This window comes from Mammaliicoccus sciuri (genome assembly GCF_002901825.1).
In the GTDB taxonomy this organism is placed as follows: domain Bacteria; phylum Bacillota; class Bacilli; order Staphylococcales; family Staphylococcaceae; genus Mammaliicoccus; species Mammaliicoccus sciuri.
The window spans coordinates 23,120-35,246 of sequence record NZ_PPQD01000026.1; the positions used below are offsets into that span (position 1 = coordinate 23,120).

General features: G+C 34.8%; 14 protein-coding genes, 1 pseudogene and 1 riboswitch. Of the genes and pseudogenes, 1 reads left to right on the forward strand and 14 read right to left on the reverse strand.

The window, feature by feature from the left end; translation table 11 throughout:
* Positions 1-4: 4 nt before the first annotated feature.
* A riboswitch (TPP riboswitch) is annotated at positions 5-103 on the reverse strand.
* A gap of 125 nt (positions 104-228) precedes the next feature.
* Both CD035_RS14235 and CD035_RS07335 read right to left on the reverse strand, forming a co-directional pair.
* Positions 229-501, reverse strand: a pseudogene (locus CD035_RS14235) (aggregation-promoting factor C-terminal-like domain-containing protein); the annotation flags it as partial.
* A 938-nt stretch (positions 502-1,439) separates the two neighbouring features.
* Positions 1,440-2,009: a single-stranded DNA-binding protein gene (locus CD035_RS07335; RefSeq protein WP_048540904.1), complete on the reverse strand. Its 570-nt coding sequence runs from the start codon at positions 2,007-2,009 to the stop codon at positions 1,440-1,442.
* Between the two features lie 180 nt (positions 2,010-2,189).
* On the opposite strand from CD035_RS07335, the gene CD035_RS07340 reads away from it, so the two are divergent.
* The gene (locus tag CD035_RS07340; RefSeq protein ID WP_025904490.1) at positions 2,190-2,627 is read left to right on the forward strand and encodes a YwpF-like family protein; all 438 of its coding nucleotides are present in this window, start codon (positions 2,190-2,192) and stop codon (positions 2,625-2,627) included.
* Positions 2,628-3,065: 438 nt separating this feature from the next.
* Here the strand turns inward: CD035_RS07340 and fabZ are convergent, their stop codons facing one another.
* From fabZ to atpB, 12 genes are all read right to left on the reverse strand, one after another.
* Positions 3,066-3,503, reverse strand: coding sequence for a 3-hydroxyacyl-ACP dehydratase FabZ (fabZ, locus tag CD035_RS07345; RefSeq protein ID WP_025904489.1), 438 nt, complete (start codon positions 3,501-3,503; stop codon positions 3,066-3,068).
* Entirely contained in the window at positions 3,503-3,787 is a 285-nt protein-coding gene (locus CD035_RS07350; protein WP_053076874.1) for a DNA-directed RNA polymerase subunit beta, read from the reverse strand. Before CD035_RS07350 ends, fabZ begins: the two co-directional genes overlap by 1 nt.
* A gap of 1 nt (position 3,788) precedes the next feature.
* Complete coding sequence (gene murA / locus CD035_RS07355) at positions 3,789-5,084, reverse strand: UDP-N-acetylglucosamine 1-carboxyvinyltransferase (protein WP_048540907.1); 1,296 nt, start codon at positions 5,082-5,084, stop codon at positions 3,789-3,791.
* A 150-nt stretch (positions 5,085-5,234) separates the two neighbouring features.
* Positions 5,235-5,465 (reverse strand): DUF1146 family protein, encoded by a 231-nt coding sequence (locus CD035_RS07360; RefSeq protein WP_048540909.1) that lies wholly within the window; start codon positions 5,463-5,465, stop codon positions 5,235-5,237.
* Between the two features lie 193 nt (positions 5,466-5,658).
* Positions 5,659-6,063, reverse strand: a complete 405-nt coding sequence (locus CD035_RS07365; RefSeq protein WP_025904485.1) for a F0F1 ATP synthase subunit epsilon — start codon at positions 6,061-6,063, stop codon at positions 5,659-5,661.
* 22 nt (positions 6,064-6,085) lie between these two features.
* Positions 6,086-7,501, reverse strand: a complete 1,416-nt coding sequence (gene atpD / locus CD035_RS07370; RefSeq protein ID WP_048540911.1) for a F0F1 ATP synthase subunit beta — start codon at positions 7,499-7,501, stop codon at positions 6,086-6,088.
* Between the two features lie 18 nt (positions 7,502-7,519).
* The gene (gene atpG, locus CD035_RS07375; RefSeq protein WP_048540913.1) at positions 7,520-8,389 is read right to left on the reverse strand and encodes an ATP synthase F1 subunit gamma; all 870 of its coding nucleotides are present in this window, start codon (positions 8,387-8,389) and stop codon (positions 7,520-7,522) included.
* 31 nt (positions 8,390-8,420) lie between these two features.
* On the reverse strand, positions 8,421-9,935 hold the full coding sequence (gene atpA / locus CD035_RS07380; protein ID WP_025904482.1) for a F0F1 ATP synthase subunit alpha: 1,515 nt from the start codon (positions 9,933-9,935) through the stop codon (positions 8,421-8,423).
* Between the two features lie 18 nt (positions 9,936-9,953).
* Positions 9,954-10,493: a F0F1 ATP synthase subunit delta gene (locus tag CD035_RS07385; RefSeq protein WP_025904481.1), complete on the reverse strand. Its 540-nt coding sequence runs from the start codon at positions 10,491-10,493 to the stop codon at positions 9,954-9,956.
* On the reverse strand, positions 10,493-11,017 hold the full coding sequence (locus CD035_RS07390) for a F0F1 ATP synthase subunit B (protein ID WP_048540915.1): 525 nt from the start codon (positions 11,015-11,017) through the stop codon (positions 10,493-10,495). Before CD035_RS07390 ends, CD035_RS07385 begins: the two co-directional genes overlap by 1 nt.
* Before the next feature lie 99 nt (positions 11,018-11,116).
* A complete protein-coding gene (gene atpE / locus CD035_RS07395) occupies positions 11,117-11,335 on the reverse strand; it encodes a F0F1 ATP synthase subunit C (RefSeq protein ID WP_016998905.1) in 219 nt (72 codons plus the stop codon).
* A gap of 52 nt (positions 11,336-11,387) precedes the next feature.
* On the reverse strand, positions 11,388-12,110 hold the full coding sequence (gene atpB, locus CD035_RS07400) for a F0F1 ATP synthase subunit A (protein WP_025904479.1): 723 nt from the start codon (positions 12,108-12,110) through the stop codon (positions 11,388-11,390).
* Positions 12,111-12,127 lie beyond the last annotated feature (17 nt).

Genomic DNA, 12,127 nt, shown 5'->3' on the forward strand with positions numbered 1-12,127 from the left:
TAAAAACGTTCATCGACCACTTTCCTACGTTGGCATTATCCAAATCAGGTGTTAAGGGACTGAATTTAATCATCTCAGCCAAATGGCGCCCCTAGCAGTCACTCATATATTCAGTTTACTTAAGATTATCAAATAGACGTATTGTGGTCAAATTAAAAAATCGCCTAGGATATTTCCTAGACGATTGGATTAATTAATTTATAACCACTTTAGATTAAAGTGTATGGCTTACCACCATCCGTTAGCTTGACGGAAAGCAATAGCAGCTGATTCTGAACCGTAACGGTTTTTAGCGTAGTTTAACATACCTTGAGTTTGTGTAGCTACTGATCCAGTACCCCAAGATTCTTTAGTTTGACCAAGACCTTGGTAACCATTTGGACTTACTGCATTTGGATTACCACTTGATTCTGGTAATACAATCGCATTCCACATAGCTTCTGAACCACCAGCAGCTAAGAATTGAGCTTTAGTAGATCCACCAGTGCTAGCTGTTGAAGTTTGAGTAGTTCTAACTTTTTGAGCTGGTGCTTGGTATGATTGTTGAGCTGGCGCTTTATATGTTTGTTGAGCTGGCGCTTTGTATGATTGAACAGGCGCTTGGTAGCTTTGTTGTTGAGCTGGAGCTGCAACTTGTTCTTGTGTTTGTTGAACTGGCGCTTGTTGTGCTACAGGCGCTTTAGCTGGCTCAACTGATTGAGCTGGAGCTTGTAATGATAAAGTTTGTCCAACAATGATTAGATCTGAAGATAAGTTGTTCCATGCTTTTAATTGAGATACAGTTACATCGTATTTAGATGCAATTTTACCTAAAGTATCTCCTGATACTACAGTGTATTCTGTAGTTGATTCTGAACTTTTCTCGTTAACCTTGATTACTTGGTTAGGGAAGATTAAGTTAGATTTTAAACCATTTTCTGCTTTGATAGCACTTACTGAAGTACCGTATTGTTGTGAAATACTACCTAAAGTATCACCAGATTTTACTGTATGTGTTGCTGCATCGGCTGTAGCTGTTACCCCTGTAGTAACTGCAACTGCCGCAGTTGAAACTGCTAATAATTTTTTCATGATTGAATGTTTCCTCCTGTAAGGTTTTCACTTTTTATATGATTTTTACTGTTTAAACTATACCACTTATTTTTATGTCATAGGTTACAGGTATATGAAAAAATTACAGCTAATATTACAGTTAGATTACGTTAATTTTCAGACAATATTCTGAATATTAATGAACAAAATACCTAAACAAAGCCATTTATAAAGATTGAACAAAATTAATTATCAGACAATTTGTCATATTCATGTAATTTTTTAAACAATTACTTGTAATTATGTATACTTGCTGCCCTACAGCAAGACAGCAAGTCTCGGAATTTAGAATCAAGAATATTTATTTTCGGAAGTATTTCTATAAACAGTTTTATTGAAGTTTAATGCTATGAGGTTGTTACTTTTGTTGCATTCGGATCAGGGGCTTGTTGTTTAGCTTCATCAATAACGTCAACGACATTATGATAATCTTTATATAACTTATCATCTAAATTGTTTGCACCATTCTCTTTTGCTAATGCTTCAGCTCGTAATTTTTCTTTTGCTACTTTAGATGAAAGGTCACTAGCATAACTTTCAGCACTTTCACTAATTAATTCACTCATTTCATCTTTCGTTTGAGGAATCGTTGATTTACTTGATGCAGGCATATTTAAGAATTTGATCGTTTCACAAATAATTTCTGTTATATAATGTTTCTTATCATCTTTAACATATGCTCTTGATTGAATTTGTCCAGTTAATGCAACAAGTTGTCCTTTCTTTGTATACTCATGAATATTATTTGCAAGTTTACCAAATGCTTTACATACAATAAAATCAACAGCAATCGTGCCATCTTTAGTCTTATATCCACGTTCAACAGCTAAACAAAATGTAGAAATGATGATTTCACCTTTCTTATAATATGCAGGGTCCTTAGTTAAACGTCCAACTAATACAGATTTATTTAACATATTCTCACCTCCTTATACTTATAATATAATGAGTCAATTTTTTCAGTCAAAGTCCGATAAATCATAAAATAAACACTTATTCTTCACTTTATTTTATGATTATTGTTATTTCATGCAAAAGTGCTTTATAATAGATAACAAAGTTAAACATTCGTAGATTTAACGATAAGGGGGATGTTTATGAAAACATTTAAAGCCGTACGCTTTCAAATTGTAGACGATGAACAAATTACAGAATATGAATTATTAGATGGTATCATTATTAATAAAGAAAATAGTGGTACAGGATGGCTACTAGAGATCTTAATTTCAGATATCCATTATGAACAAATGAAAGAATATCACGATAACCAAACCTTACTTGATACACGTGTTGTAATAACTAGACCTTCAAACGACCCAGCATTATTTGATGCAACCATAAAATACATAGAACAACTAGAAGATAAAATATCAGTCGTATTTGAATGTCATATCTATACATTACGACAAGTATATGCAGAACGATTACTAGAGCAACTCATAGATGAAGGCTTATCAGGAGATGAGCTTAAAACTTCATTTAATAGATTGATGCAATCTAAACCGAAATTAAAAGACGAAAAAAGCAATATATAAATAAAATTCTAGGACAGTTTGTGGTCCTAGATTTTTTATTACATGGATATTTAGGTGTTTTACTGCCATTATTCCGAATTCTGGTAGTTAGGTGGGCGCTCATTTACGGACATTTCTAGGAATTCTGTCCCTAACAGCACCTCTTACGGACATTTTCCGGAATTCTGTCCCTAACGACACTTCTTACGGACATTTCTCAGAATTCTGTCCCTAACAATACCTCTTACGGACATTTCTCAGAATTCTGTCCCTAACAATACCTCTTACGGACATTTTCCGGAATTCTGTCCCTAACAACGCCTCTTACGGACATTTCTAGGAATTCTGTCCCTAGCGACACTTCTTACGGACATTTCTCAGAATTCTGTCCCTAACAAAATCAAATTCCATATATAAGCAGAAAAAAGAGAAAACAGCTGCCTGTTTTCTCTTTTTTATTTATTGATCTACAATAGCAAAGCTAATTTCACAACTACATGCAACTTCTCCATCTACTGTTGCTTTTGCTGTTCCTTTTCCGATTGGACCTTTTATTTTGTTTATTTCTACTTCAAGTCTTAAAGTGTCACCTGGTGTAACTTGTTTTTTGAATCGACATTTATCAATTCCTGCAAACATTGCTAGTTTACCTTGGTTTTCTTCTAAGCGTAACATTGCAACTGCACCTGTTTGTGCTAATGCTTCTACGATTAATACGCCTGGCATTACGGCATAATCAGGAAAATGTCCTTGGAAAAATGGTTCGTTACCTGCTACTTGTTTAATACCTACACAACGTTTACCGTCTTCTAATTCTACTATTCTATCTAATAATAAAAATGGGTAACGGTGAGGTATAATTTTTTTAATTTCGTTAAAGTCATAAATAGTTTCCATTATGAGCTCCTTCCAGTTAAATCAAAGATGTGTTGCCAAGTTTCGGGATTAAACACCCCAAATGGATTATGAAGTATACCGTATCCAATCATAGTTCCAACAATAAATAATAAAATCATTAATACTAATAATATAAGTAATTTAATCCATAATGGAATGACACGATGCTCTACTTCCACTCCTTGAATTGTTTCTACTCTATTTCTTTGAAGTTTCTCTTTAACAGATTGATAAGTTGACTTTCTTTTTTTATCGTCAGATCTTGATGATTGTGTTTCAGCCATACTAAACCCTCGCTTTATCGTTTAACTTGCCATTATCATTGATGCGTTCAACGTCTGCACCTAATGCTTTAAGTTTACCATGAAAATCAACATAACCTCTATCTAAATGTTTAAGTTCTGTTACGTTTGTATATCCATCAGACACAAGTCCAGCAAGAATCAATGATGCACCTGCTCTTAAGTCTGTAGCTTTTACATCTGCACCTTGTAATTTACTGTTACCAGTAATCATTGCACTTCTACCGTTAATAAAAATATCTGCATTCATACGTTTGAATTCTTCTACATGCATAAATCTATTTTCAAATACTGTTTCAGTTACTTTACTCGTACCATTTGCTGTTAATAATAAAGCCATTATTTGAGATTGCATGTCTGTAGGGAATCCTGGATGTGGCATTGTTTTAACATCAATTGCTTTAATTTCACCAGGTACTTGAATATTTAATCCATCTTCGATATCAGTAATTTGAACACCAGCTTCTTCTAATTTAGACACTAAGCTTGTCATATGTTCTCTAATTGCACCAATAACATTGACATTTCCTCTAGTAATCGCTGCTGCAATCATAAATGTACCAGCTTCAATTCTATCTGGAATAATAGCATGTTCTGCACCGTGTAATTGATTAACACCAGTAATTCTAATTGTATCTGTGCCAGCACCGTGTACTTGTGCACCCATTTCATTTAGATAGTTAGCTAAATCTACAATTTCTGGTTCTCTTGCAACGTTTTGAATTTCAGTTTTTCCTTCTGCAAGTACTGCTGCCATCATAATATTTTGAGTAGCGCCTACACTTGGGAAATCTAAATAAATTTTAGCTCCTTTTAAGCCATTAGGTGTTGTTGCTTCAATAAATCCGTTATGTAGTTCAATTTCTGCACCTAAAGCTTCAAATCCTTTTAAATGTTGCTCAATCGGTCTTGAACCAATTGCGCAACCACCAGGTAAAGCGACTCTAGCATGACCTTCTCTAGCTAATAAAGGACCCATAACTAAGATACTTGCTCTCATCTTACTTACATATTCATATGGAGCTTCGATTTTTAGTGTATTTGATGCATCTATTTTTACAGTGTTATGATCTGCATCATATTCTATATATGCATTTAAATGCGTAAGTACTGTGTTAATTGTATCTACATCACTTAATTTAGGTACATTCGTCAATACACTTTGACCAACACTTGGTAAAAGTGTAGCTGTTAATATTGGTAATACTGCGTTTTTTGCCCCTTCGACTACAACTGTGCCATTAAGACTTGCTCCGCCTTTCACGACGATTTTATCCATATAATTATCCTCCAAAAAACTTCACTTTTATTTATTTTACAAATGTATATATTTATTTAATACACATTTTTCTTGATTCATAAACATCACCAAAATATTATACTACTTTTTTGTTCTTTTTTCATATATTTATGTAATTTTTTCTTATTATTAGAATAGCAATCTTAATTGTAGCGAATATTGGAGTATATCTAAAATAAAACGACTTACAGCCGTACCTAATAGTATAGATAAAATGATAAGAAATGTTTGTGCTTGCGCAATATGATTTTTCTTAAAAATTTGTTCTAATCGTACGCCTTGGAGTGCCCAGAATGCCAAGCATACACAAATGACATGTAGTAAAAGTCCGATAATACCTAATTGACCATAATATTCCATATTAACAACTCCTTCTAAAAATATAAGGGAGTGGGACAGAAATCTATTTAGATAAAAACATTTCGTCGTCCCGCCCCGGCAAGGATGACTAGAGTTGAAAAAGCTTGGTACAAGCGCATTTTCAATTCAGACATCTACTGCCAAGATATTAAAAGAGTCTGAGACATTACATTATGTCCCAGACTCTTTTATTTTATCTAAATTTAGCCACTTCAATTCGATTAATTGCACGATGAAGTGCACGTTCAGCACGTCTAAAGTCTACTTCATCACGATTCATTTTCAATCGTTCTTCAGCACGTTCTTTAGAATTAATCGCACGGTCTTTATCTATTTCATCGGCAGTTTCAGCCGCTTGAACTAGAACTGTAACTTTATTAGTTCTTACTTCAACAAATCCTTCGGAAACAGCTAAATACTCCGTACCACTTGCTTTGTTTACTTTAACGTATCCTGTTTTCAAAGCTGCAACAGTTGGAATATGTCCAGCCATTACACCCATTTCACCAGTTTCAGTATGTAAAACAACAAGTTCTACTTCTTTTGCTGAGTAAACAGATCCATTAGGAGTGACAACATCTAAGGTAAATGTATTCATTTTCCATTCCTCCTAATTATTATTAGACCTCTACACCCATGTTTTTAGCATTTTCAAGAACTGCTTCAATACCACCGACTAAACGGAAAGCATCTTCTGGGATATGGTCATATTGTCCTTCTAGAATAGCTTTGAAATCTTGTACAGTTTGACTAACTGGTACGTATGAACCTTTTTGACCAGTAAATTGTTCAGCTACATGGAAGTTTTGAGATAAGAAGAATTGAATACGACGAGCACGTTCAACTGTTTTCTTATCTTCATCAGATAATTCATCCATACCAAGTATGGCAATGATATCTTGTAACTCTCTATATTTTTGTAATGTTTGTTGTACACGACGCGCAACATCATAGTGTTCATCTCCAACAATTTCTGGAGTTAAGGCACGTGATGTTGAAGCTAATGGGTCAACGGCTGGATAAATACCCATTTCCGTTAATTTACGTTCCAAGTTAGTAGTAGCATCTAAGTGAGCGAAAGCTGTTGCTGGCGCTGGGTCAGTATAGTCATCGGCAGGTACGAATACTGCTTGGATAGATGTAACTGATCCTTTATTTGTAGATGTAATACGTTCTTGTAATTGTCCCATTTCAGTAGCAAGTGTTGGTTGGTAACCAACGGCAGATGGCATACGGCCTAATAATGCTGATACCTCTGAACCTGCTTGTGTAAAACGGAAGATGTTATCGATGAACAATAACACGTCTTGTCCTTGTTCATCACGGAAATATTCTGCCATTGTTAAACCAGAAAGTGCAACTCTAGCACGCGCACCAGGTGGCTCGTTCATTTGACCGAATACCATCGCTGTTTTCTTAATAACACCTGAATCGCTCATTTCATAGTATAAGTCATTTCCTTCACGTGTACGTTCACCTACACCTGCGAATACTGAAATACCACCATGTTCTTGTGCGATGTTATTGATTAATTCTTGAATAAGTACTGTTTTACCTACTCCGGCACCACCGAATAAACCGATTTTACCACCTTTAATGTAAGGTGCTAATAAGTCTACTACTTTAATACCAGTTTCAAGAATTTCTACTTTAGTAGATAAATCTTCGAATTTAGGTGCTAAACGGTGAATTGGATCACGACGAACGCTATCATCAATTTCTTCACCTAAATCAATTTTTTCGCCTAATACATTGAAAACACGACCTAATGTAGCATCACCAACAGGTACTGAAATAGGTCTTCCTGTATCAGTAACTTCTTGTCCACGTTTAACACCATCAGTTGATGCCATTGCTATAGAACGTACAACATCATCACCAAGGTGTAATGCAACTTCTAATGCTAAATCAAAGCTTGATCCATCTGGACGTTCAACTTTAAGTGTTAAAGCATTATTAAGTTCTGGCAATTCACCGTGTGGGAAGCGTACATCAATAACTGGCCCTGTAATTTGCGTTACTCGGCCTAATCCCATGTAAATTCCTCCTAATCATTATTCGAGTGCAGCTGCTCCGCCTACAATCTCAGTAATTTGTTGAGTAATTGCAGCTTGACGAGCTCTGTTATATTGTAATGATAAATCATCAATTAATTCTGAAGCGTTATCTGTCGCATTCTTCATAGCTGTCATTCTTGAAGCATGTTCACTAGCTTTTCCATCTAGTAATGCACCATATATTAAACTAATCGCATACTGCGGTAAGATAACTTTTAAAATCGTTTCTTTATCTGGTTCAAATTCATAACCAGCCATCATACTTGAACCTTTTCCAGTATCTTCATCAGATAATGGTAAGATTTTTTTAGATTTCACTTGCTGTTCAAGCACACTAACGAAATGACTGTAGTAAATTGTTAACTCATCATAAAATTCTTCATTAAACAAGTCTACAGCTTTTTCAGTTAAAGCTTGTACATTTTTAAATGTTGGTTGGTCAGGTAAACCTACATACTCTTCAATAATGTTATAACCTCTAGCTTTGAAGAAGTCTCGGCCTACACGTCCGACAACAATAATGCCGTATTCGTCACTATTGTTGTTATGTTTTTCTTTAATATCATTAACGACATTTTTCAAAATGTTAGCACTATATGGTCCTGCAAGTCCTTTATCACAAGTAATAACTAAGTAACCAGAACGTTTTACAGGTCTTGTTTTAAGCATTGGATGATTAACATCTGTACTCTTAGACGCAATAGCTGTAACAGCATCTTGAATCTTATCCATATAAGGTTGAAATGCTTTCGTATTCTCCTCTGCTTTACGCAATTTAGAGTTTGAAACCATATTCATCGCTTTTGTAATTTGACTAGTCTTTTGAGTAGAAGTAATTCTACCTTTGATTTCTCTTAGTGAAGCCACAATTTCACCACCTTTTATTTAAAGCTTAATATTACTCTACATGAGATTTATTAAATACTTTTTTGAATGCATCGATTGCTGAAACAAATTTATCATCAGATGGTAATTGTTTTGTTTCACGAATTTCTTTAAATAGATCGCTTGCATTTGCATCAATCCAATTTAAGAATTCATCTTCGAATCGCGTAATATCTTCAACTGGAATATCATCTAAATGACCTTTAGTTAAAGCATATAAAATAACAACTTGACGATCTACAGTCAATGGTTTGTTTTGATCTTGTTTAAGTACTTCTACTGTACGTTTACCACGTTCTAATTTAGCTTTCGTAGCTTGGTCTAAATCTGAACCAAATTGAGCGAATGATTCTAACTCACGGTATGATGCTAAATCTAGACGTAAAGTACCTGCTACTTTTTTCATCGCTTTAATTTGAGCTGAACCACCAACACGTGATACAGATAAACCAGCGTTGATTGCAGGTCTTACACCAGAGAAGAATAAATCTGATTGTAAGAATATTTGTCCGTCAGTAATTGAGATAACGTTTGTTGGAACGTATGCTGAGATATCCCCTGCTTGAGTTTCAACAAATGGTAATGCAGTAATAGAACCGCCACCTAAGTCATCATTTAATTTAGCAGCACGTTCTAATAAACGACTGTGTAAGTAGAATACGTCACCTGGGTAAGCTTCACGACCTGGCGGACGACGAAGTAATAATGATAACTCACGGTAAGCTGCTGCTTGTTTTGTTAAATCATCATAAACGATTAATACATGTTTACCATTAAACATGAATTCTTCTGCCATACTTACACCCGCATAAGGTGCAATGTATAATAATGGCGCTGGTTGAGCTGCTGATGCAGATACAACGATTGTATAATCTAAAGCACCATGTCTACGTAAAGTTTCTACCGCTGTACGAACAGTTGATTCTTTTTGACCAATCGCAACGTAGATACAAATCATATCTTCGTCTTTTTGGTTAAGAATTGTATCAATCGCAACTGTTGTTTTACCAGTTTGACGGTCACCGATGATTAACTCACGTTGTCCACGTCCAATAGGTACTAATGCATCAATCGCTTTAATACCAGTTTGTAATGGTTCATCAACTGATTTACGATCCATAACACCTGTTGCAGGTGATTCTACAGGACGAGTCTTAGATGTATTGATTGGACCTTGTCCATCCAATGGTTGACCTAATGGATTTACAACACGACCAATTAATTCTTCCCCTACAGGTACTTCCATAATGCGACCAGTTCTTTTAACTTCGTCGCCTTCTTTAATACCTTCTGCAGGTCCTAAAATTACGATACCTACATTATTTTCTTCTAAGTTTTGTGCTAACCCTAAAACGCCAGTATGGAACTCTAATAGTTCGCCAGCCATAACGTCATTTAAGCCATGAGCTAATGCAATACCATCGCCGACTTGGATAACTGTACCAACATCGGTAACTGACATTTCTGACTCATAGTTTTCAATTTGAGAGCGTAATAAAGCACTGATTTCTTCAGCTTTAATGGCCATCTATGTCACTCCTTAATATTATTTCATTTGTTGAAATGATTTTGCTAATTGATTTAAGTCATTCTGAATGGAACCATCGTATACTTTTGTACCTATGGAAACACGAATACCACCAATTAATGAATCATTAACTTGATTTTCTAAAATAAGTTTTTTCAAACCTGTTCTTTTGATAAATGCTTTACCAATTTCGTCTAATTCTTCATTAGATAATGGATACACAGATTCAACTTTCATTAAATCTTGGCTATGTACCTGATTGTATATTTTGCTAAAATCTTTATGAATTTCTGGAATTAGTGACAATTTACTGTTATTAGCAAGTAGGTATAATGTGTTTAACAAAGGTTTAGAAGCACCTTTAAATACATTGTCAACAAATTGTTGTCTGTCGTTTTTTGCTAATTTAGGATTGTTATCAATAGCTTTTAAATCACTAATTTGTTCTTTAACACTTTCTGCTACTTGAGTAAGTTCATCTAAGACGCTGTCTGTTAAATCTTGCGCTTCAGCTACATCATATAAGGCTTGGGCATATTTCTGACTAATATTCGCCATTATTTATCCCCTGCCTCTTTAATGTATTTTTCAACAAGGTCTTTTTGATCTTGTTCAGAGATTTCTTTATTGATTACTTTAGAAGCAATTAATACAGAAAGTTCTGATACTCTATTATTAATATCTGCAATAGCTCTTTGTTTCTCTTGTTGAATTTCTGCTTGAGCTGATTGTACTAAGCCATTTGCTTTAACATTTGCATCATTAATAATTTGCTCTTGTTGTACTTTAGCTTGATGTTTAGCATCATCAAGAATTGTTTGTACTTCTTCTTGAGTTTTTCTTAATAGATTTCTATTTTCTTCTTCTAATTTCTTAGCGTTTACTTTTGCTTCATGAGCATCATCTATATCTTTATTAATAGCGTTCTCACGCTCATCCATAATTGATTTTAATGGTCCCCAAGCAAACTTTTTTAATAAGGCAAGCAGGATAATAAATGTGATCAATGTAAATAAGACTGTTCCCCATTCGACACCGCCACCTGCTGCTCCTAAAACTAATACGTTTTGATCCACTGCCAACTACACTCCTTTCACTGCAATTAAAGATGAATAACATCTCATAAATGAATGGCGAAATCCTTTTTAGATAGACTCCGCCTGTTCTAAAAATATTTTAGCTTATCGATTCATTACCATGAATGCTACTACTACTGCAATGATAGGAAGGGCTTCAACTAAACCAACACCGATAAACATTATTGTCATTAATGGACCACGTGCTTCTGGTTGACGTGCAACACCTTCTACTGTTCTTGATACGATAAGACCGTTACCGATACCTGCTCCTAATGCTGCTAAACCAATCGCGATTGCTGCTGCTAATACACCTAAACTCATTATAATTTTCCTCCTAGAAATAAAAATATTAATTGTTTTTTTAAATTATATATTAATGATCGTCTGCCACTTTATGGGACATATAAACCATTGATAACATTACGAATATGTAAGCCTGAATTGAACCAATGAATATTGAGAATCCTTGCCATACTATCGCTGGTAAAACTGCTCCGAACGCGCCTAAAACGCCTCCAGCTGCTAATGTTGCTAATAATCCAAGTAATACTTCACCTGCGAATATATTACCGTATAAACGTAGACCAAGCGTTAATGTTGAAGCAAATTCTTCAACAATTTTGAATGGCACCATAAATGCTACTGGTTGTACAAATGATTTCAAGTACGCGCCAGTACCACGCATTTTAACACCATAGTAATGTGTTAAAAGAACCATCAATGTTGCTAACGTTAATGTAACTGTTGGATCTGCTGTAGGTGATTTCCACCATAATGTATGTCCTACAACAATTGAGAACGGTAAACCTAACATATTTGATACAAATATGAAGAATATAAGTGTAACCGCCAAGAAGTGAAATCTTCCTCCGTCTTTCCATGCCATATTGCTTTGGATAATACCTTTTACAAAGTCAAATACCCATTCAATAAAGTTCTGTTTACCAGTAGGTCTAATTTTTAGATTCCTAGTACAGACAACAGCTATTACAAAGACGATAACTGCAGAAACTAACAACATTAACATACTTGAAAGATTGAAAACTAAATCAAATCCTCCCAAATTGATGGACCACATAGGTGATTCGTGTTCCATATCTTCACCTCTTTTCA

Bases quoted from the DNA above. Each gene is read 5' to 3' on its own strand.
- CD035_RS07385 (WP_025904481.1), bottom strand. From the start codon at position 10,493: ATGGCGAATATTAGTCAGAAATATGCCCAAGCCTTATATGATGTAGCT.
- atpB (WP_025904479.1), bottom strand. From the start codon at position 12,110: ATGGAACACGAATCACCTATGTGGTCCATCAATTTGGGAGGATTTGAT.
- CD035_RS07335 (WP_048540904.1), bottom strand. From the start codon at position 2,009: ATGTTAAATAAATCTGTATTAGTTGGACGTTTAACTAAGGACCCTGCA.
- CD035_RS07360 (WP_048540909.1), bottom strand. From the start codon at position 5,465: ATGGAATATTATGGTCAATTAGGTATTATCGGACTTTTACTACATGTC.
- CD035_RS07350 (WP_053076874.1), bottom strand. From the start codon at position 3,787: ATGGCTGAAACACAATCATCAAGATCTGACGATAAAAAAAGAAAGTCA.
- atpA (WP_025904482.1), bottom strand. From the start codon at position 9,935: ATGGCCATTAAAGCTGAAGAAATCAGTGCTTTATTACGCTCTCAAATT.
- CD035_RS07365 (WP_025904485.1), bottom strand. From the start codon at position 6,063: ATGAATACATTTACCTTAGATGTTGTCACTCCTAATGGATCTGTTTAC.
- CD035_RS07340 (WP_025904490.1), top strand. From the start codon at position 2,190: ATGAAAACATTTAAAGCCGTACGCTTTCAAATTGTAGACGATGAACAA.
- atpE (WP_016998905.1), bottom strand. From the start codon at position 11,335: ATGAGTTTAGGTGTATTAGCAGCAGCAATCGCGATTGGTTTAGCAGCA.
- murA (WP_048540907.1), bottom strand. From the start codon at position 5,084: ATGGATAAAATCGTCGTGAAAGGCGGAGCAAGTCTTAATGGCACAGTT.
- fabZ (WP_025904489.1), bottom strand. From the start codon at position 3,503: ATGGAAACTATTTATGACTTTAACGAAATTAAAAAAATTATACCTCAC.
- atpD (WP_048540911.1), bottom strand. From the start codon at position 7,501: ATGGGATTAGGCCGAGTAACGCAAATTACAGGGCCAGTTATTGATGTA.